The organism is Clostridium ihumii AP5 (assembly GCF_000612845.1).
GTDB lineage: Bacteria > Bacillota > Clostridia > Clostridiales > Clostridiaceae > Clostridium_J > Clostridium_J ihumii.
Genome location: NZ_CCAT010000043.1, coordinates 145,486 through 166,751, shown reverse-complemented (window position 1 = coordinate 166,751; position 21,266 = coordinate 145,486). Strand labels below are relative to the sequence as shown.

24 protein-coding genes and 1 riboswitch are annotated in these 21,266 nt (G+C 23.8%); of the genes, 3 read left to right on the top strand and 21 right to left on the bottom strand.

Annotation, left to right across the window (positions count from 1 at the left end):
* Nucleotides 1-55: 55 nt before the first annotated feature.
* Nucleotides 56-634 (bottom strand): hypothetical protein, encoded by a 579-nt coding sequence (locus BN346_RS06595; RefSeq protein WP_148361085.1) that lies wholly within the window; start codon nt 632-634, stop codon nt 56-58.
* A gap of 65 nt (nt 635-699) precedes the next feature.
* Nucleotides 700-1,734 carry a delta-lactam-biosynthetic de-N-acetylase gene (gene pdaA, locus BN346_RS06590; RefSeq protein ID WP_051540125.1) on the bottom strand — a complete coding sequence of 345 codons (1,035 nt, stop codon included), beginning with the start codon at nt 1,732-1,734 and terminating at the stop codon, nt 700-702.
* A 211-nt stretch (nt 1,735-1,945) separates the two neighbouring features.
* Between pdaA and BN346_RS06585 the strand changes: the two genes are divergently transcribed.
* Nucleotides 1,946-2,815 (top strand): DMT family transporter, encoded by an 870-nt coding sequence (locus tag BN346_RS06585; RefSeq protein WP_040327343.1) that lies wholly within the window; start codon nt 1,946-1,948, stop codon nt 2,813-2,815.
* Between the two features lie 230 nt (nt 2,816-3,045).
* Here the strand turns inward: BN346_RS06585 and BN346_RS06580 are convergent, their stop codons facing one another.
* The 8 genes from BN346_RS06580 to BN346_RS06545 all read right to left on the bottom strand — a co-directional run bounded on the left by BN346_RS06580 (nt 3,046) and on the right by BN346_RS06545 (nt 13,269).
* On the bottom strand, nt 3,046-4,470 hold the full coding sequence (locus BN346_RS06580) for an erythromycin esterase family protein (protein ID WP_040327342.1): 1,425 nt from the start codon (nt 4,468-4,470) through the stop codon (nt 3,046-3,048).
* Nucleotides 4,471-4,797: 327 nt separating this feature from the next.
* Nucleotides 4,798-6,231, bottom strand: a complete 1,434-nt coding sequence (locus BN346_RS06575; RefSeq protein ID WP_040327341.1) for a sensor histidine kinase — start codon at nt 6,229-6,231, stop codon at nt 4,798-4,800.
* The gene (locus tag BN346_RS06570; protein ID WP_040327340.1) at nt 6,231-6,932 is read right to left on the bottom strand and encodes a response regulator transcription factor; all 702 of its coding nucleotides are present in this window, start codon (nt 6,930-6,932) and stop codon (nt 6,231-6,233) included. Before BN346_RS06570 ends, BN346_RS06575 begins: the two co-directional genes overlap by 1 nt.
* A 206-nt stretch (nt 6,933-7,138) precedes the next feature.
* The gene (locus BN346_RS06565; RefSeq protein ID WP_040327339.1) at nt 7,139-7,552 is read right to left on the bottom strand and encodes a hypothetical protein; all 414 of its coding nucleotides are present in this window, start codon (nt 7,550-7,552) and stop codon (nt 7,139-7,141) included.
* Nucleotides 7,553-7,704: 152 nt separating this feature from the next.
* Nucleotides 7,705-8,694 carry an adenosine deaminase gene (gene add / locus BN346_RS06560; RefSeq protein ID WP_040327338.1) on the bottom strand — a complete coding sequence of 330 codons (990 nt, stop codon included), beginning with the start codon at nt 8,692-8,694 and terminating at the stop codon, nt 7,705-7,707.
* A 124-nt stretch (nt 8,695-8,818) separates the two neighbouring features.
* Nucleotides 8,819-8,918: riboswitch (purine riboswitch) on the bottom strand.
* A 120-nt stretch (nt 8,919-9,038) separates the two neighbouring features.
* The gene (locus BN346_RS06555; protein WP_040327337.1) at nt 9,039-10,544 is read right to left on the bottom strand and encodes a DUF1846 domain-containing protein; all 1,506 of its coding nucleotides are present in this window, start codon (nt 10,542-10,544) and stop codon (nt 9,039-9,041) included.
* A 238-nt stretch (nt 10,545-10,782) separates the two neighbouring features.
* Nucleotides 10,783-11,526, bottom strand: a complete 744-nt coding sequence (locus BN346_RS06550) for a hypothetical protein (protein WP_040327336.1) — start codon at nt 11,524-11,526, stop codon at nt 10,783-10,785.
* Nucleotides 11,527-11,796: 270 nt separating this feature from the next.
* On the bottom strand, nt 11,797-13,269 hold the full coding sequence (locus BN346_RS06545) for a methyl-accepting chemotaxis protein (RefSeq protein ID WP_040327335.1): 1,473 nt from the start codon (nt 13,267-13,269) through the stop codon (nt 11,797-11,799).
* A 309-nt stretch (nt 13,270-13,578) separates the two neighbouring features.
* Between BN346_RS06545 and BN346_RS06540 the strand changes: the two genes are divergently transcribed.
* Nucleotides 13,579-14,244, top strand: coding sequence for an HD domain-containing protein (locus BN346_RS06540; RefSeq protein WP_051540122.1), 666 nt, complete (start codon nt 13,579-13,581; stop codon nt 14,242-14,244).
* A gap of 278 nt (nt 14,245-14,522) precedes the next feature.
* On the opposite strand, the gene BN346_RS06535 is transcribed toward BN346_RS06540, so the two are convergent.
* Nucleotides 14,523-14,894, bottom strand: coding sequence for a VOC family protein (locus BN346_RS06535; protein WP_040327334.1), 372 nt, complete (start codon nt 14,892-14,894; stop codon nt 14,523-14,525).
* 410 nt (nt 14,895-15,304) lie between these two features.
* Here BN346_RS06535 and glnA point away from each other — a divergent pair, with 410 nt between their 5' ends.
* The gene (gene glnA / locus BN346_RS06530) at nt 15,305-16,735 is read left to right on the top strand and encodes a type I glutamate--ammonia ligase (protein WP_040327333.1); all 1,431 of its coding nucleotides are present in this window, start codon (nt 15,305-15,307) and stop codon (nt 16,733-16,735) included.
* Between the two features lie 114 nt (nt 16,736-16,849).
* Here the strand turns inward: glnA and BN346_RS06525 are convergent, their stop codons facing one another.
* The 10 genes from BN346_RS06525 to BN346_RS06480 all read right to left on the bottom strand — a co-directional run bounded on the left by BN346_RS06525 (nt 16,850) and on the right by BN346_RS06480 (nt 21,237).
* Nucleotides 16,850-17,002, bottom strand: a complete 153-nt coding sequence (locus BN346_RS06525; protein ID WP_040327332.1) for a zinc-ribbon domain-containing protein — start codon at nt 17,000-17,002, stop codon at nt 16,850-16,852.
* 294 nt (nt 17,003-17,296) lie between these two features.
* Nucleotides 17,297-17,449 (bottom strand): zinc-ribbon domain-containing protein, encoded by a 153-nt coding sequence (locus tag BN346_RS06520; protein ID WP_040327330.1) that lies wholly within the window; start codon nt 17,447-17,449, stop codon nt 17,297-17,299.
* 579 nt (nt 17,450-18,028) lie between these two features.
* Nucleotides 18,029-18,181 (bottom strand): zinc-ribbon domain-containing protein, encoded by a 153-nt coding sequence (locus tag BN346_RS06515; RefSeq protein WP_040327330.1) that lies wholly within the window; start codon nt 18,179-18,181, stop codon nt 18,029-18,031.
* A 308-nt stretch (nt 18,182-18,489) separates the two neighbouring features.
* Nucleotides 18,490-18,642, bottom strand: a complete 153-nt coding sequence (locus BN346_RS06510) for a zinc-ribbon domain-containing protein (RefSeq protein WP_040327330.1) — start codon at nt 18,640-18,642, stop codon at nt 18,490-18,492.
* Between the two features lie 305 nt (nt 18,643-18,947).
* Complete coding sequence (locus tag BN346_RS06505; protein ID WP_040327332.1) at nt 18,948-19,100, bottom strand: zinc-ribbon domain-containing protein; 153 nt, start codon at nt 19,098-19,100, stop codon at nt 18,948-18,950.
* Nucleotides 19,101-19,339: 239 nt separating this feature from the next.
* Entirely contained in the window at nt 19,340-19,492 is a 153-nt protein-coding gene (locus BN346_RS06500) for a zinc-ribbon domain-containing protein (protein ID WP_040327331.1), read from the bottom strand.
* Between the two features lie 259 nt (nt 19,493-19,751).
* The gene (locus tag BN346_RS06495) at nt 19,752-19,904 is read right to left on the bottom strand and encodes a zinc-ribbon domain-containing protein (RefSeq protein WP_040327330.1); all 153 of its coding nucleotides are present in this window, start codon (nt 19,902-19,904) and stop codon (nt 19,752-19,754) included.
* A 151-nt stretch (nt 19,905-20,055) separates the two neighbouring features.
* A complete protein-coding gene (locus BN346_RS06490) occupies nt 20,056-20,457 on the bottom strand; it encodes a DUF2871 domain-containing protein (RefSeq protein WP_040327329.1) in 402 nt (133 codons plus the stop codon).
* A 77-nt stretch (nt 20,458-20,534) separates the two neighbouring features.
* A complete protein-coding gene (locus tag BN346_RS06485) occupies nt 20,535-20,828 on the bottom strand; it encodes a nitrous oxide-stimulated promoter family protein (protein ID WP_187372129.1) in 294 nt (97 codons plus the stop codon).
* The gene (locus tag BN346_RS06480) at nt 20,821-21,237 is read right to left on the bottom strand and encodes a YbaN family protein (RefSeq protein ID WP_040327327.1); all 417 of its coding nucleotides are present in this window, start codon (nt 21,235-21,237) and stop codon (nt 20,821-20,823) included. The genes BN346_RS06485 and BN346_RS06480 overlap by 8 nt, the downstream gene beginning before the upstream one ends.
* Nucleotides 21,238-21,266: the final 29 nt, after the last annotated feature.

The window sequence follows — 21,266 nt, the reverse complement described above, 5'->3', positions numbered from 1 at the left end:
GTACAACTTTCCTTTTTAAGTGAAGATATATAAATTCTATATCCTCACTTTAACTTTATTTAAAATATACTTTAAATACTACTGCCCAATCGGCTTTAGAAACCCCATCATCTATGCTCATGTTTGGTGTCATAGTCTCTTTATGTGCAGTTATAGCAAATATAGATGTTTCTTCTTCGTCCTTTTTAGTTATAGGTTCTTGTAAATTAAGACGTACAGTAGAATAATCAATAGGTGCTGAATCAATTAATGTTCTCACATTTCCTTTATTTGTTTCTATGGTTAATATATTTTTATTTATACTTTGCTTATTTTTAAGTATTAAATTATCTTGCAAACTTACACTTACATTTATTAATTTATTTTTGTCATCCTTAGTAATTACATTCCCTATAGATTCATGTGATTCTTTAATTTTACCATTTTCCCAAATTTCATATTTTACATATAAATTTTCTTTATCACCTTTATAAATAACATCTACACATCCACTTATAAGTCCTAAATGTGGCTCTATTTTTTTTAATTCTTCAGTTTTAAATAATGTGCTTGGCTTGACTACATAAGTGTTATTTGCACTTTCTCCAACTTTACATCCAACTAAAAATATGCAAATTATAGTAATAAAAATCATATAAAATTTTTTAATAATAACCACCACACCTTCTTATATAAAATTTTTAATATCTATAATTAGTATTATGGCAATAATTCAAAGTTATATCCTTGATTTTTAGCTTCTTTTATAACTTTATCAAGTATTTGTGAATTTGTTTTAGATACTGGATGAAGCAGTATTATACTTCCATTATGAAGCCCATTTAAAATTGTATTTTGAGCATATTCACATGTAGGTTGATTATCTATTTCCCAATCCTTATATGCAAAACTCCAAAAAACTGTCTTATAGCCTAATTCTTTTGTCATACTTAAAGATTTTTCAGAGTATTTTCCCATTGGTGGTCTATAATATTTTTTTATTTCTTGTCCAGTGAGATTTTTAAAGCTCTGTTCAACACTTTGAAGTTCACATTTAAATGTATTTACATCATTAGTTAAAGATGTTGTTGATAAGTGTGATTTTGAATGATTTGCTACAACATGACCTTCATTTACCATCCTTAATACTATATTGGGGTTATTTTCTATATACGATGACAATACAAAAAATGTGGCTTTAACATCATTTGATTTTAATACATCTAAAATTAAGTTAGTATAATTATTTTCATATCCTTCATCCATTGTTAAATATAGAACTTTTCTACTTGTATCACCTACATACATAGTATCATACTTACTTAATATAGAATTTAAATTTTCATCTATTTTAGGTTTCATATGTTCTGAGTTAGGTACATACCAAAAATCATATTCAGTATTATCTAATTCATTAATTTTTTCAAGTTCAGTATATAGCCTATTCTCTTTATTTTCTTTTTCTAATTTTTCATTTTGTTTTTCTAAGTTACTATTTTCAGTTTTATCGTCTGTTTTCTCATTTTTTTGAGTTTTTTTATCTAGACTTTTATCTAATTGAGTTTTTTTATTTTCTTCCTTTTTTGTATTATTTCCTTTGTCTTTTATTACTTTATTATTAGGAGTTTTTTCATTTTTTTCTTCTTTATAACTCATGTTCTTATCTATTTTGTAAGTGTATATACATGTAGAAATTACTGCTATTATTAATATTAAAATAATAATTAGCCTTTTTTTAATAATTGATTTTTTCATAACAATCCTTCTTATAAATCAATTTAAAATAAAACTTTAATTTAAAAAGTAATATTTCTCTACTATATTAATATATGTTGTAAAATTTTACTTATTACTTAAAACTTGTTTCTATATCTATAATTATAGTAAAATTAACTTTGTTGTATATAAATAAATTTACAACTTTAAAATTATTTAACATTTAAATATATATTAAGGAGATGAAAATATGAAATCTACACCTACTATAAATAAATTTAAAGGAATTATATTTATAATACTTGCATCATTTTTATTTGCTACAATGAATTTATTTGCTAAGTTAGCATCAGGGTGCACACCTTATCAAAAAACTTTTATTTCAAATGCAGTAGCAACTATAGTGGTTTGTTTTATAATTTTTAGAAAAAAGCAATCTTTTATAGGAAAAAAGGAGAACAGAAAATATCTTTTTCTAAGAGGTGTTATGGGAACAGCTTCTATATTAACACTTTATAGTTCTATGGAATCTTTACTTTTGGCTGATGCCACAATTCTTACAAAACTTAGTCCTTTTTTCACTATAATCTTTTCTTTTATTATAATTAAAGAAAAAATTACTAAAAAACAACTAATTTCTCTAATTATAGCTTTCTTAGGTAGCTTATTTGTAATAAAACCTGAATTTAATTCATCTATGCTACCATCAATTCTAGGTGTTATATCAGCTCTAACTGCTGGTATTGCATACACTATGATAAGAGTTTTAGGTGATAAAGAAAGCTTTTTTACTGTAATTTTATCTTTTACAGGCATAGCTACTATAACTATGTTTCCATCAATATTTATTAACAATGAGCATTTAACATTTTATAATCTTTGTATTTTAATAGCTGCTGGAATTTGTTTTACATTAGGTCAAGTTTTCTTAACCTTAGCCTATAAAAATGCTCCTGCATCTGAAATATCTATGTTTGATTATATTGGACTTTTATTTGCTGCTTTTTATGGATTTATACTATTTAGTGAAGTTCCTGATTATTTATCTATAATTGGTTACATAATTATTATTGGAATATCTATAATTAACATATTATCTAATAAAAAAAATAATTTATAGAGTACTATATGGAAACAAGCTCGAATTCAAAACTATTCTTTTATCTGTAAATATATTGCTTTCAAAAGAAATGCTTATTATAAAATAATTCCGAGCTAGTCTCAATCTTAAGGGTATCCAAGTTTTGGAACTAATAATTATGAAGATGAACTTGGAACCCTATACTAAATTTAAAATAAAATAAAGCTTACTATGTTATAAAAAAATAGTAAGCTTTATTTCATAAAAGTTTATTCTTTTACTTTTTTATTCTTACTTAATTTTATTATTATAAATAAAATTAAAGCACCACATATAGGAACTGACAATATAATTAATCCAACTTTAATATCACTTAAAGTCTCAATTTTTATATTGGAATCTTTAAAAACCAGGGATTTTGCTGCATTTGTGTCTTCTATATATATGATTCCATCAAAAGAATCTCTTAAATCAAAATTATACACTCCAGAATTTTTACATAATATAGACGTTGATCCATCAATAACATATAAATTTTCCTTTTCACTAAATATTTTTCCTAACTTATTACTCTTCATAGCTTTGTTTATATCAAAATATATAATATCTTCATTTAAAGGTTTTAACTTAGCTGATAAATGACTTTTGGGACTACTTTTTATATTAAATTTAGTTGGATTATCACTTTTTTTAAAATCATTAAAGGCTAAAAATGAACCTTTATAAAAATCTATACCTATACTATAATAATCGTCTTTATAGATTTCATTTAAAATCTCACCCATAGCTTTATAATGTATTTTTTCTGTTATATGCATATTGTGACCCCAAAGCATCATCTTATCATTATTAAAGTACTTTCTTTCATATGATACTAACCACTTTACATTTTCAGCCATAAACTTATCTCTTAATTCATTCTTATTATATTCATAAACATTACTATTTTCATACTCTTTAAATTTATCTACATTATCTAAACAATGTTTTATATAATCATATTCAACTTCAGATGTTTTACTTATATATACGTCTTTGTTTTCATTAATTTTTTCTTTTATATCTCTTGATATATCTATAATTTTAGATATATCACTATCTTTATCCGTATTTTTGGGATCTATATTTATTTCAAGACCTTTACTATCTTCTACTTTTTCTAAATATTTATAAGCTACATCTATAGCTGATAAATAATTTTGCATATCAAATCCATAAAATCTTACTTTTTCATTTATAGGTTTATCACTATTATATGTTTTTAACCAATCTATAAAATCCAACATTTCTTCTGTTTTCCAAAACCAAAGTTCTGTTTTTAAAAGAGCATTTTTGCCACTTTCATTACCATTTATTATATAGTCATTTATATAAGATGCACTTGAAAAATCTATTTCCATTGCAAAAGCTTTATAATTAAGTTCTTCTATTAAAAACTTCATAAATTTATGTTTTACTTGAAAAAATTCTTTAGTATTATGAGTTGCTTCACCTATTCCTATAATCTTTTTATCATTTAATATACTTTTTAATGGCATTAAATCTTTATAACTACTATTAGGATCTACAGACTCTAATATATATGCATTTTTTTTAACTTCTCTTTCTATATCATCATTAGCTTTTACTCCATAACTAGTAATATTTAACAATATTAACAATGCAATAACTATCTTCTTTATTCCTCTTCTCATAAAAATATCCCCCTAGTTTTTAACTATATCCTTATAATACTACTATATCATTTAATTATTACTTATAGGTGAATTTTAAAGTTACAATTTGGTAACTTTAGAATAATTCAAAGTTAAAATAATATCTTTATAAAATGATACTATTAAGCTTATAGTTTATTCTGATATCATGTTGGAAAGCAAGTAAAAAGTAAGAGTGAATGGTGAATATTACTCACTTCGTTCTTAATATTTAAAATAGAAATAATTAAAAACTATTTTTTTATATTGTTTTGAACTAATTTACTCTGTAAATCTAATAAAAAATCATTCTTTAAAATTGGAAATTCAATTTTCACCTTTTATACTTTTAATATAAAACTCTATAGTTGCACCACCATAATTATTATTATATATTTTCATGTTTCCACCATGCTTTTCTACTAAGATTTTTGATATATATAACCCAAGTCCTGAGTTTCCATTTTGTGAACGACTTTTATCTCCCCTATAGAATTTAGTAAAAACACTTTTAAAATCTTCTTCTGTAAAACCAATACCATTATCATTAATTTGAAAATCTAAACAATTATCTTTATAATTAGTATTTAGTATAATCTTTCCACCAAATGGAGTATATCTAAAACTATTCATAACAATATTATCTAACACTTGAGAAAGCCTTAACTTGTCAATATTTAAACACATTTCATCACTTATATTATTCATATTCACAACTAAATCCACATTATTTTTTAAAGCTATAATTTTATATTCTTCAAATTTAAAATTTATAAAATTTTTAATAGAAATCAATTCTGAACACAACTTAAAATCAGAATTTTCAACCTTAAAAAGAGCATTTAAATCTTCAACAAGAGCTATAGATCTATTTGTTGAATTTTCAATTATTTTTAAGTATTTCAAAAGTCTATTCTCATTTTTATAACTTCCCTCTTCCAATAATTCAACATGTCCTTTTATTAAAGTAAGCGGTGTTCTTAAATCATGAGACAATGCAGAAATCATATCTTTCTTTTCTTTTTCAACCTTCCAGTTTTTTTCTAATGTAATTTTCAACTCATATCTCATTGCTTCAAAAGATTTAATAAGATTTCCTAATTCATTATCATAAGGATATTTTAATTCAAAATCTAAATCATAATTTTTAATCTTATTAGATGCATTTACTAATATTTCAATTGGCTCATTTATGTTTTTACTAAATTTTTTACCAAATATATATGTGTAAAGAATAATAAAAACAAAAGGTGAAAATAATACTACAACTTTAAGAATTTCATATTGAAATTTCTTATTTTCAACTGGTTCCATTTCTAAGGTATATTTAACACAGAGAACTCCATCTAAACTTTTCTTATCATTAGATATTGGTATGATTTTTGTAACAAATCCATTTTTATAATTTGTATAATTAATGTTATATAAAATTTTATCTTTATTTAAATTAAAGTGTTCTAAGTTACCGTAATGCTCATTAGTATTTAAATTTATAACTCTATATGACATACCTCCACTTGGAATAATTTCTTCTATTTTCTCCTTAAAATTATTATTTAAAATAACATTACTATTGTTTTTAACAAACTCTTCTATCTTTGGAACTTGTTTTTCATAATAATTAGCAACATGAACTAAATCATTAGTATTTATTATATGCATTGAAAAAGTAATACAAATAAGTGTACTTATCATGCTAGTAATAATTATAGCTATAAAACTTATTGTAAACTGTTTCTTTAAAGTATATTTTTTTAACATTATCTAATTATCCCTTCACTTTCATTGTTCCATTTATAGCCTACACCCCAAACTGTAGATATATATTGAAATTCTATTTTCTCATTTACAAATTTGGCTCTTATCTTTTTTATATGCTCTGATACAGTAGATGCATCTCCTTCTGCATCATATCCCCAAACTTTTTCATATATCTGTTCTTTAGTAAATACTTGTCCCTTATTAAAAGCTAAAAGCTCTATTATATCAAACTCTCTTTTAGTTAATCCAATCTTATTGCCTTTATATATTATTTCCCTACCACCTAAATCTATTTTTAAATTATCAAAAATAATATAATTTTTTTCTATATTTAAATTTCTTTTATCTCGTCTTAAATGTGCAGCTACTCTTGCCTTTACCTCTTTAATATTAAAAGGTTTTTTTATATAATCATCTCCACCTAGTGCAAGACCTTTTAAAATATCTTCTTCTTCTATTTTTGCTGTTATAAATACTATAGGACAGTTAACAACATTTCTAATTTCTCTACAAAATTCAAATCCATCTTTTCCTGGCATCATAATATCCAACAAAATTATATCTGGCTTAAATTTTATTTTTTCTAAAGCTTCATCACTATTTTTAGCTGAAAATATATTGTATTCCTCATCTAAAAGTATATCTGAAAGCAAATCTATAATTTCTTCATTATCATCTACTATAAGAACGTTAGATTTCAAACTTATCACCTCATTAAATATTTCAATTAATAAATTAACCACATTTATATAATACTTTAAAAGTTTAAAGATTTCATAAAGTTTCAGTAAAATTAAATTTATATATAATCTATAAATTTAATCTCCATAAAAAAATAGTAGGCTTCATTAAACCTACCATTAGAATTTTATAATTTCCTTGGCAATATTTTCCAGGAAATGTTTTTTTATTCTGCTTGTTTTATTAATTTTTTCATTACATCTTTTAATTTTAATTCACCAATTTCTTCATTAGCTACAGCCATTATTAATTTTATATCATTATCTGAAGGATCCCATTTATATGCTCTTATGTCTAGAATTGATTCTTCTGGCATATACTCTTCTAAATCTGTAGCAATCTCTTCTGCAAGAGTTAGATATTCATCAAATAACTCATCTTCATTTAATTCACTTAAATCATAATCTTCTTTCATTATTTCATTTAATATATCTATTTTTACACTTAAAGTATATGCTAAAACATCTTCTCTTTTAGTTCCTTTACACATATCTTTAACCACTTTAAATTCTGAACTCTTCTCAATTTTTTCTTTCATTTCTTTACTATCTATTACTGTATTTCCTAATACTATATACATTCTATCTCTCCTAAATTTAATAATAATTAATATATTTTACAATAAATTATATCATAATATATTACAAATACATATAATTAAAGAATATTTTTCTTTTATCTTATAAATTCTAACGTATCATTTATAAATATAAAAGGGAGAATAAATTCTCCCTAAATAAATTGTTTTAACCACTTCTTAGTGCTATCATTTGCAAAAGTAGCTTCTATTGAATCTAGATATATTTCTCTATATTCATCTTTAGTTACTCCTAAATTATTAAATATAACATCACATTCACTTGTAAGATTTATATCTGATACAGTTCTATTATCTGTATTTATTGTAACTTTTATTCCATCTTTATAGAAATCATAAAATGGATGATTTTCATATGAATTTACAGCTTTAGTTTGAACATTACTAGTTGGACACATTTCTAGGGCAATTTTTTTATCTTTTACAATTTTATAAGCACTTTCATCATTTCTAATAAAAACCCCATGTCCTATTCTTTCTGCACCTAAAATGTTTATAGCATCTAATACATTCTTTCCAAAACCTGTTTCACCTGCATGAATTGTAACTCTATACCCATACTGTCTAGCAAGGGAAATTGGCTCTTCAAATCTTTCACAAAAGCCCTCTTCTTCCGGACCACATAAATCTATTGCAACAACACCATTATTAAGATATTTTTTTCCTTTTTCAATTACTTCAAATACAGTATTAACATCTAAATGTCTTAAACACCCTAAAATTAAATTACCTTTTATCTCATACTTATATTCACCTTTTTTTATACCATTTAAAACACTTTCTATTACTTCTTCAATTGTTAATCCTTTTATTGTATGAAGTAATGGTGCAAATCTTATTTCTATATATTTTACATTTTCTTTAGCAGCATCCTCCATAAGTTCAAATGCTATTCTTTCTAAACTTTCCTTTGATTGCATAACTAAATTAGGTATATTAAATCTTTCTAAATATTCATTTAAAGAAGTACACTCTACTGGTGCTATAACTTTATTTTTTATATAATTAACATCAAAAGATTCTAATTTTATATTTTCTTTCTTAGCTATTTCTATTATTGTTTCTGGTCTAACACTACCATCTAAATGACAATGCAATTCTATTTTTGGAAGTTTTGTTAACATATTTTATTCCCCCTCATTACTTGTAATTTATATATTTTCTTATTTTCACAGTAATATTTTTATTAATTTTCACATATAAATATAAATTTATATACAAAAAAAATTCCTAATTCCAAAGAAGACATAATTATCCTGTCTTCTTCGTAATCAGGAATTATTGGTACCTGGTAGAGACCCCCAAACCATATTATTGGGGTTATACGAATTATTACTTTCTAGTGATTATAAACTGTTTTATATTCCATGTCAATAGTATTTTATATTACTTTTAAAATTTATTTCATTTAAATATTACATAAAATCTACAAAAAATGAAGCCACTCTTAGTAGCTTCATTTTTTATACTAATTATAATATAGGTTTTCAGAAGGATATTCAGCATCACAAGTTACATCTATACCTAGTTTTCTAAATGTTTGTTCTGCATTTTTACCTATTATAGTTGTTGAGTGTGCTTGACATCCTTTTAATTCTTTTAACTTATCAAGTGCAACTTGTGCTGTTGGATTAGTTGCTGCACATATACTAAGTGCTATAAGAATTTCCTCACAACTTAATGTAACATTTTTATTTCCTAAAGTTTTAGATTTTAAATTCATTATAGGTTCTAATATTACTGGTGATATTAGATGTATTTCATCTTGTATATTTGCAAAGTATTTTATAGCATTTAAAACAACTGCTGCTGTTGCATCCATAACACTTGAAGTTCTTCCTGTTAAAATAGTTCCATCTTCAATTTCTAATGCAACTGCTGAACAAATTTCATTTTTAGCACAATTTTCTCTTATTTTGGCAGCATGTTCTCTTGCTATAGTAACTACTTTTCTATCTTCTTCTTTTAAATTAAGTTCTTCCATTATAAGTTTCGCTCTTTGGAATGTTTCTTTATCTACATAACCTTTTTTATATTCACAACCAGTTTTAAAATATCTTCTAATGATTTCTTGTTTTGAAGCTTCTTTTACAACCTCATCATCAATTATTCCAAATCCAACTCTATTAACACCCATATCTGTTGGTGATTTATATGTTGATTCTTCTCCAGTTATTTTTTCTATAATTCTCTTTAATACTGGGAAACTTTCAATATCACGATTATAGTTTACTGATACTTTATTATAAGCATCAAAATGGAATGAATCTATCATGTTTACATCTTTTAAATCAACTGTAGCCGCTTCATATGCTATATTTAATGGATGTTTTAGTGGAACATTCCATACAGGGAATGTTTCAAATTTTGAATATCCTGCTACTTTTCCACGTCTATATTCATGATAAAGCTGACTTAAACATGTAGCAAGTTTACCACTTCCTGGACCTGGAGCTGTTACTACAACTATAGGTTTAGTAGTTTCTATATATGGATTTTTTCCATATCCTTCATCACTTACAATGGTATCTACATCTGTTGGATATCCTTTAGTTGCTTCATGTTTGTATACTTTTATTCCTCTACGTTCAAGTTTATTTATAAATACAGTTGTTGCTGGTTGACCATCATATCTTGTTATAACAACACTATTTACATCTAATTCATAAGATCTTAAATCATCAATTAGTCTTAATACGTCCATATCATATGTAATTCCAAAATCTCCTCTGATTTTGTTTCTTTCTATATCACCAGCATATACACATATAACTACTTCTACTTTTTCTTTTAATTTATGTAATAATTTTATTTTTGCATTTTCATCAAATCCAGGTAAAACTCTTTTTGCATGAAGATCAAATAAAAGTTTTCCTCCAAATTCTAGATATAATTTATCATAATTATTAACTCTTTCCAAAATATATTTAGATTGTTCTTCTATATATTTTTTGTGGTCAAATCCTATTTTCATCTTATCTACCTCACTAACTTGTAAAACATACTTATATATTATCACACAAAATTTTCATTTCGTAAAATACTATTATGTCATTTTTTTTAGTTTCTAGTTATAATTTATTAATTTTTTCATCATTATACAGTATTCTTCTACAAATTTTAAATAATTATTAGATCAATAATTTCCCTACATAGTATTTTAAATACCATATAGGGAAAATTAATTAAACAATACTTATATTTACATTTATTTACTTGTTACATTCAAATGTATCAACATGGATATTATATACTTTTGTAAATCTATTTTTATGCATATTTAATATGTCTTCTACTTTCATTTTATTAATGCCTTCAGTTTTTATAATTTTAAAGCATGGAACATATTCTATATGAAATAAAATTACCTCTTTTAATATAAGTAAATGAATTTGGAATATTTGCTCTGAAGATAACTTTAAATCTTCTTTCATTATATTTCTAAATAATTTCTCAATTTCTACTTTTGCTTTACTTAATATATTTTGTAAAATTTCATTAGATGAATTTTCTTTATTCATCTCTACATTGTCATAACACTTAAATACATTCATATGCATTTTTAAAGTTACTCTAAATTTATTTTCATGAAATTTCAAAAGTTGTTCTAAATTCATTCCATTTATGCTTTCAGTTTTAGCTTTTGAAAAACATTTTACATTATTTGCATGTAAATCAAATATAAATTTTAATATATCAGTATAAAAATTTACAGCCTCATCAACATTTAAAATACTTACCATAGGCTTTAACTTTTCAAATATATTTATTAACTCATTTCTGACATTACTTTTTATAATGTCAAATTCTTCATAACTTACACCAATTTGTCTGTAAAAACAATTCCATATTTCAATATTTCTATGCTTTGTTATTAATAAATCTTTTTCATTTTCTAATTTCCTTTTTGTAATATTAAATAACTCTTCATTTTTAAACTGGCTATTATAATCCATTGTAATCCAATTTGTATTCTAAAACTGTAATACAAATTAGGATTTTCACCTGCCTTTTTATAATTATTCCATATTATAATATGTATAATTTTATATAATGAACCATAATTAACTAATTTAAAATTATATAAAAATAGTTATTATTATAAAAAAGGTTGCTTTCATATGTGTACTTTTATAAACCTAAATTGTGGATTGCATATTATATATAAAATTTTCATCTAAAAAAGTTATCTTAATGTAAATTCAACTCTACATTAAGATAACTTTCTATTTTATATAAGTGCTCATTTTTTCCGATACATCTACTAACTCTATTAAACAATCTTTAGCTATTAAAACTTCATTAAATAAAATTTCTATTTCTGCTTTAGTGTTTTGAGAATTAGCCAAAGTCTCTTCTGAAATAGCTGATACATTTTCAACCTTTTCATTTATTTTATTATTATCCATACTTACCTTACTTATTTTATTAGATACCTTAGACATAACTTTTTCTAACATTAATAAATCTTCTTTTAATTTTTCTAAATTGTTGTTAGTACTTTTAACTAATATATCTTCATCCTCTATAATATTAGAAACATCTTCAATAGATGTAGATATATTTAATACTTCTTCTTCTAAGTTGCCTATAATTGTACTAATCTCTTCAGATGATGACTTACTTTGCTCTGCAAGTTTTCGTATTTCTTCTGCAACTACCGAAAAACCTTTACCATACTCTCCAGCTCTTGCAGATTCTATTGCTGCATTTAGAGCTAATAAATTTGTTTTTTCTGATATAGCCTTTATAATGTTAATTATTGAAATAACCTTATTTGTTTTTTCAACTAAGTCCTCTGATATTTTCTGAACATTATTGTTTTTATTTTTAATTAATACAGATTTTTCTTCTAAGTTTCCAACTAATTTAAAAGTATTTATAAATGTATTTTTACTTTCAGTAAAGCTATTTTCCATACTTTTTGAATTAACTAAAGTTTCATCTATGTCACTTTTTATATTATTAGTTGCAATTGTTTGATCTTCAATGCTTAAAGTAGTATCTTCGCAGCCATTTAAAATTTGATCTATTGCAATATGTATTACGCCAGATGACTTTTCTATAGTTTTAAATATATTTTCTATAGTTTCAGTATTTTTGCTTAATAATTCAGTTGCATTTTCTATGTCTTTTAATATTTCATTTTGAGATTTGTTAAGTTCTAGTGTTTTTAATTTTTCTTCTTCTCCATCTTGCCTTACTTCACCAGATATTTTAGTTACTATATAAGATATCATAAGAAATAAAAATAAACTAATCTCTGTAAGTAAAACCTGAGAATATATAGAACTGTCTCCAATATGTTTAAATGTCCATGCTCCATTTAATATTATAGCTCCAATAATAAGTCTTAATATAAATTTAGAATCTAAATAAATCATAGACATAACTATAAGTTCAGTTATTATAATAGGTGCTGCTAGTGAATCTGTTCCAAATAAACTTATTGCATATAAAATAGCAAAGGGTGTTGCTACTATGTGCCTTATTTTTATATTTTTATGATCTTTCCTGTAAGCTACTAACATTACAGATATGGCTGTGACTATTATTATTATACATAATAATCCTAAATACCCTTTCATTGTTCCATTTTTAACCATAAGCATTAATCCCACTGAATTTGCTATAGCTAAAATTGTTACACCTATAGCAAAACACTTATTGATTTTCTCTATCATTGTAATTTTCTCCATCAAATTCCTCCTTAAATCTTTACTTTCAAATTATTGAATTTAAATTTTGTAATAAGTTTTTCTTGTAAACTGAAATTCATGTAAAAATAGTTTCTATAATATATTCGTTTAATTATTGGTAAAAATTTATAGAAATTTGTTATTTTTTTCTTTACAGTTTGAATTTAGCTAAATTTTGCAAAGTAAATTACAATTTTTAATAATTCTTTAATAAAATTTCACAACTTATAAAATTATTAAAAGTTGTATTAAAACTCTATAGTTTGTATAATAAATTATTATTACTTAAACTATAGGAGAAAAATTTTTATGATTAATAATTTGTTAGATAAAAATGTTATATACATATTAAATAATTTTATTTCTGAAGAATTAAGAATATATATTATGAAAAATATAATCACTATATATAATTCTTTTGACAATGCTCATAATATAAAACATGCATTAACAGTAATAAATTCTTCCATATTACTTGCAAGAAATTACAATGTAAATTATAGTATGGTATTTACAATTGCGGCCTTTCATGATATTGGTCTTAAAGTAGATAGAAAAAATCATCATATTAATTCCAAACATATTCTTCTAAATGATATTTTGTTAAAAGACTACTTTTCTCAGGATGAATTAATTATAATGGCTAATGCATGTGAAGATCATAGAGCATCTAATTTAAAGATACCTCGTACGCTATATGGTTTAATAGTATCTGATGCTGATAGGACTACTAACATAGTAGATATGATAACTCGTTGTTATGACTACACATTAAATTACTATAATGATTTAACCAAAGAAAAAACTTACTCTATTGTATATTCACATTTAAAAGATAAATATGGTGAAAATGGATATGTAAAATTTCATTTGAAAGAAAGTCAAGAAATCATTATGCAACCAATTTTAGAAGCTCAAGAAATTTTGAAAAATGAGTCAAAGTTTAAAGAAGTTTATAACAAAATAATTTACTAAGTTGTATACATTTATAGGGTTACAAATTCAAAGTAATCTCTTTATCAAACGATACTACTAAAGTTACATGTTATTCCTATATTTATATTTGGAATCAATTAACAATGATGGTGAGCAGAAGTGCATAAAAAACTAAATTTTTATATAATGCTTAAATAATTTACTTTTCAAATTATTATAGAAATTGATTGAAAAAACTGATACTTCCGTTTTATCCTTCATTGTTAATTGCTATAAAATACTTAAAATCTCTATTTCTCCACTAAAGTAGTCATGCCTTACTTTCTTATATGTTCAACTAATTCTAACTTTTCGCCACTAGGACCTTCTATGAAAAATATTTTCTTGTTATCCACTTCTTTAAATTCTTTAGATATACATTTAACATTATTTTTCATTAATTTTTCTTTGTACAAATCTATGTTATCTACAGTAAATGCTATATGCTCAACAATTCCATTTTGTACATAATTATAATCTTTTTCTTTAGTATATATAAGTTCTATAATTGAATTTTCATTTTCCAAAAAAGTTAATTTAATTCTTTCATCTTCATACTCATGATGAATTTTAAAATCAAAATTTTCGCAATAAAAACTCTTACAATATTCTATATCTTTAACCTTTAATCCTATATGATTTGTAAACATTTCTTTTCCCTTCTTTCATTTTAATAATATTTACTTTAATACAATTATAATACAAATTACTTTTATATACATAAAAATCCTATATTAAATAAATATTAGATTATAATAATTAAAATTTTCATTTTGTTAACATTTTATAAATACAAAAATTCCTTTACTTTATTTAAAATTTTTTTAAAATTCTATTCCGTATTTTCCCATTTTGATTGTATATTTAAATATGTTGTTTAAAAAAGAAAAGCTATAATGTCAATTTTAAGCTTATATTTACTATGGTAAAATACTATAACTGTTATTCCATTTATTTCATTTTAATATAATAAATTGACAGTTGTACATCATTAAAATAAAATTTAATTATACACTTTAAAATATTTTAACTATGTATTCATAGAGAAGCGAGGCGTATCATGTTTAAAAATTATGAAGAATTAAAAAATTACGTTGATAGTGAAGGCATAAAAATTATTGATTTTAAAGTTGTAACCTTAGATGGAAAATGGAATCATTTATCTATTCCAAGCGAAAGATTAAATAATCAGCTTTTTATAGATGGAATTGGATTTGATGGATCTAGCTATGGCTACTCTTCTGTAGAAAATTCTGATATGTGTTTTATTCCCGATTACACTACTGCATTTGTAGATACATATTGCAGTGCTCCTACCTTAAGTATGCTTGCTAATATATATACTGTAGGTTCATTAGAGGACAGATATTCTGGTGATCCAAGATATATAGCTGAAAAAGCTAAAAAATGTTTAAAAGATTTAAATATAGCAGATACTTTTTCTATTGCTCCAGAATTTGAATTTTATATATTTGATCATGCAGCATTTGAAGTTAAACATGAGCATCAAGAAGTCACCATAGATTCAAAAGAAGCATATTGGAATAGCAATGTAGGAGAAAACAATAATGGATATAAGGTTCCATTTCAAAATGGTTATCACATGTCACTTCCTCATGATTTAAATAATGATTTAAGAAGTGCTATGATTTTAAAACTTGAGGAAATGGGTATTAGAGTTAAATATCATCATCATGAAGTTGGTGCAGCTGGTCAATTAGAAATTGAAGTAGAACTTGATGAAATGTTACACATGGCCGATGCAACAATGATGGCTAAATATTTAATTAGAAATGAATCTGTATTACATGGAAAAACTGCAACTTTTATGCCAAAACCACTATATAATGAAGCTGGTAGTGGAATGCATATTCATATGTTGCTTGAAAAAAATGGCGAAAATATTTTTTATGATGAAAATGGATATTCTAAATTAAGTGATAAAGCTCTTTATTTTATAGGAGGAGTTTTAAAACATAGTAAAGCTTTATTAGGATTTACAAATCCTTCAACTAACTCTTATAAAAGACTTATTCCTGGATTTGAAGCTCCTGTTTCTATATGTTTCGCTACTGGAAATAGAAGTTCCGTTATAAGAATTCCTGGATATATAAAAGATCCTAAAAAGCGTAGATTTGAATTCAGACCTTCTGATGCTACTTGTAACCCATACCTTGCTTATTCTGCAATTCTAATGGCTGGAATTGATGGAATTATAAACAAAATTGATCCTACTAAAGAAGGTTTTGGTCCATATGATGTAAATGTATTTGATTTACCAGAAGAAGAAAAAAATAAAATTAAAGCTCTTCCAACTTCACTAGAAGAAGCATTAAAAGAATTAGATAAAGATCATGATTTTTTATTGCGTGAAAATGTATTTACTGAAGACTTCATAAAAAATTGGATAAATCATAAATATAATAATGATTGTAAAAGAGTTAATAATATTCCGTCACCAATAGAATTTGAACTTTACTACGATTTATAAAATAGAAATATCCTACTTAAGATTATGATTAAGTAGGATATTTTTATTAGTTTAAAATTAATTAAAAACAAAAACCACAAGAATTTCTTGTGGTTTTTTATGAAAATATTTTAATTATCTTCTATTTTGTTGTTTTCTTGCTCTTCTGCAATCTGGGCATCTTACAGGATCGTTATCGAATCCTTTTTCTTTGTAGAATTCTTGTTCTCCTTCTGTGAATATGAATTCTTTACCGCAATCTTTGCATACTATTGTTCTATCTGCCATTGTATATTCCTCCTTAAAATTAAAGATTTTACATAAGTTAATATATTCTCTAATTTATATTAGGAGAAATGTATTTATCTTTGTAAAACTTTTTTTAAATTATGTATTAATTATAACACGTTTTATTATTATTACAAGTAGTTTATGGAAAATTTATTTTAAAATTTCAACATTATAGAAAACAATATTGATTCATTTTATTTTAACTTTTAGAAATTTATTTTTATAAATAACTTTCTAAAAATAATAAAAAACTACAAGGAATGCTTGTAGTTTTTCTATGAAAATATTTAATTATCTTCTATTTTGTTGTTTTCTTGCTCTTCTGCAATCTGCACATCTTACAGGATCGTTATCGAATCCTTTTTCTTTGTAGAATTCTTGTTCTCCTTCTGTGAATACGAATTCTTGTCCGCAATCTTTGCATACTAATGTTCTATCTGCCATTGTATATTCCTCCTTAAAATTAAAGATTTTACGTTGATTAATATATACTCTCTAATTTTTATTAGGAGAAATCTATCTTTCTTTGTAAACCTTTTTTAAATTATGTATTTATTGTATCATATGTATATATATTAATGCAAGTGTTTTTTAAAATTTGTCTTTTTTTATTTTAATTTAAATTTAATATAAATTATTTAAATCTATATCAATTCACATTTTAATAAAATATCTTATAGGGTTCCAAATTAAAAGTAATGTCTTTCTCAAATAATAATACTAATCTTACAGTTTATTCTGATATCATGGTTGAAACCAATTAAGAACTAAGAGTGAAAAGTGAATAGTTATGGTGAATATTACTCGCTTCGCTTTTAATATTTAAATTTGTTATTTTGAATTTGAACTTGTAACCCTATAGTTAATGCTAACTCTAAATTTTAAGTTTACATTTAATTATTGCTTTAGTTTCAAATACATACATAAGTATTATTACATCCTTAAAAGTTCAACTAATTTCATTTAATATGTAAAAACAAAAGCTATAAGATTACTCTTATAGCTTTTTATGAAAATATTTAATTATCTTCTGTTTTGTTGTTTTCTTGCTCTTCTGCAATCTGCACATCTTACAGGATCGTTATCGAATCCTTTTTCTTTGTAGAATTCTTGTTCTCCTTCTGTGAATACGAATTCTTGTCCGCAATCTTTGCATACTAATGTTCTATCTGCCATTGTATATTCCTCCTTAAAATTAAAGATTTTACGTTGATTAATATATATTCTCTAATTTGTATTAGGAGAAATCTATCTTTCTTTGTAAACCTTTTTTAAATTATGTATTTATTATATCATAAGTATATAGTTTAATGCAAGTACTTTAAAGTAAAATTTTATATTTACTTTTTCTTTGTAGAGTTACTACTTTAAATTAATTTTTTACTCTTTATACAAATTGAAATAAATAATAGTTTAAACTCAAAATATTTATGTAAAAACAAAAGCTATAAGATTACTCTTATAGCTTTTTATGAAAATATTAATTATCTTCTGTTTTGTTGTTTTCTTGCTCTTCTGCAATCTGCACATCTTACAGGATCATTATCGAATCCTTTTTCTTTGTAGAATTCTTGTTCTCCTTCTGTGAATACGAATTCTTGTCCGCAATCTTTGCATACTAATGTTCTATCTGCCATTGTATATTCCTCCTTAAAATTAAAGATTTTACGTTGATTAATATATATTCTCTAATTTTTATTAGGAGAAATCTATCTTTCTTTGTAAACCTTTTTTAAATTATGTGTTTATTATACCATATGAACATATATTAATGCAAGCATTTTATTTTTATATTTTGTATTATAGTTTTTTAAATTCAAAATTTAGACAACATCTTTATTAAATGATTATGCTAAAGTTGCAAGTTATTTCTATTTTTATAATTTTTTTTAAAAATAAAAGCTATAAGATTACTCTTATAGCTTTCTATGAAAATATTTAATTATCTTCTATTTTGTTGTTTTCTTGCTCTTCTGCAATCTGGGCATCTTACAGGATCGTTATCAAATCCTTTTTCTTTGTAGAATTCTTGTTCTCCTTCTGTGAATATGAATTCTTTACCGCAATCTTTGCATACTATTGTTCTATCTGCCATTGTATATTCCTCCTTAAAATTAAAGATTTCTGTTGATTAATATATATTCTCTAATTTATATTAGGAGAAATGTATTCATCTACGTAAACCTTTTTTTAATTTAAATTGATTATATCATATTTTTAAATTAATTCAAGTATTTATATTCAGTTTTTAAAAATTTTTTCAATAATTATTTATTTAATAATAAAAACAAAAGCTATAAGATTATTCTTATAGCTTTTTATGAAAATATTTAATTATCTTCTGTTTTGTTGTTTTCTTGCTCTTCTGCAATCTGCACATCTTACAGGATCGTTATCGAATCCTTTTTCTTTGTAGAATTCTTGTTCTCCTTCTGTGAATACGAATTCTTTACCGCAATCTTTGCATACTAATGTTCTATCTGCCATTGTATATTCCTCCTTAAAATTAAAGATTTTACGTTGATTAATATATATTCTCTAATTTGTATTAGGAGAAATCTATCTTTCTTTGTAAACCTTTTTTAAACTATGTATTCATTATATCATATTTAAAATTTAATTCAAGTATTTATATTCAGTTCTAAAAAAATATTTTTAATAATTATTTATTTTAACATTTAAAACTTATTATAATAAAAACAAAAGCTATAAGATTACTCTTATAGCTTTTTATGAAAATATTTAATTATCTTCTGTTTTGTTGTTTTCTTGCTCTTCTGCAATCTGCACATCTTACAGGATCGTTATCGAATCCTTTTTCTTTGTAGAATTCTTGTTCTCCTTCTGTGAATACGAATTCTTGTCCGCAATCTTTGCATACTAATGTTCTATCTGCCATTGTATATTCCTCCTTAAAATTAAAGATTTCTGTTGATTAATATATACTCTCTAATTTATATTAGGAGAAATGTATTTATCTTTGTAAATCTTTTTTCATTATGAATTAATTATAACACATATATTACTAAATGCAATACTATTTTTAAATTTTAATTATTAAAATCTAAATTTTTAATAATTACTCCAAACCAAATCATACATATACCTAGCATTGCATGAGTTGTACCAGCCATATGACTTAAGCCTACAAAATCTTTATTCATAACTTGAAGTATTCCTCTTAAAATTAACATAATCACAACTAGAATTAATGATATATTATATGACATAAACCAAATATTAAATTTCTTATACTTACTTATACTAAAATTTTTTTCAAGAATAAGTACTATTATAAAAAATATAAAACCTAAAACCAACAAATGTGGATGTATTGACTTCAATACAGTTTGTCCATTAAAGTCATTAAACTTTGTGAACTCTCTATAAAATACGCCACCTATAAGACCTAATATTAAATATAAAAATGATAAGTTAGCAAATTTCTTCATATTTTCTCCTTACTTTATAATAATTATTATTTAATAATTATTATAAAGTACTATTGTTTTTAATTCAACTACAAATTTTATTTAAATATATGTCTTATAAACTCATAAGGATGATAAAACAATAAACGCGGTCCTGAAAACTTCATAACTTCCTTTATTTTAAGTTTCATTTCAGGTTTATAACAATGTATAGTACACTTACTACAAGACGTTTTCTCATTTCCGAACTTGCAATATTTTAACCTTGTATGTGCGTATTTTAGAAGTTCACTACATTCTTTACATAATTCATTTTTAATTCCATGATTTTTTCTACAATAAAGTTTAATCATAACTTCCACAATATTTTTTTCTTTTTCAATTCTATTCAATATAATCATTACCTTTCACAATACTTTTTTGATTGTTTTTCTTAACTGTTTTAATTTTAAATATAAAATAATAAAGTTTTATTATTATTAATGATATTAAAAATATTCTAACATGAATCGAATCTACTATTATAATAGGAATTAAAATCATTGTATCTGCAAAAAGTAATATGCATATTTTTTCTTTTAACGTCATAGACTTTTCATTTACAAAGCTTTCTAAATGTTTTTTATAAAGTTTTGTATTTTTAAACCAATCATCAAATCTTTTCGATCCTCTAACAAAACAAAATGATGCTAAAAGATAAAAAGGAGTTGTAGGAAGAATAGGCAGTATAACCCCTATTGTTCCTAATGTAAAAGCAATAATTCCCACTACTATATAAATATATTTTTTTATTTTATTCATTTCTCCCCCATAATGTCTATTTAATTTAA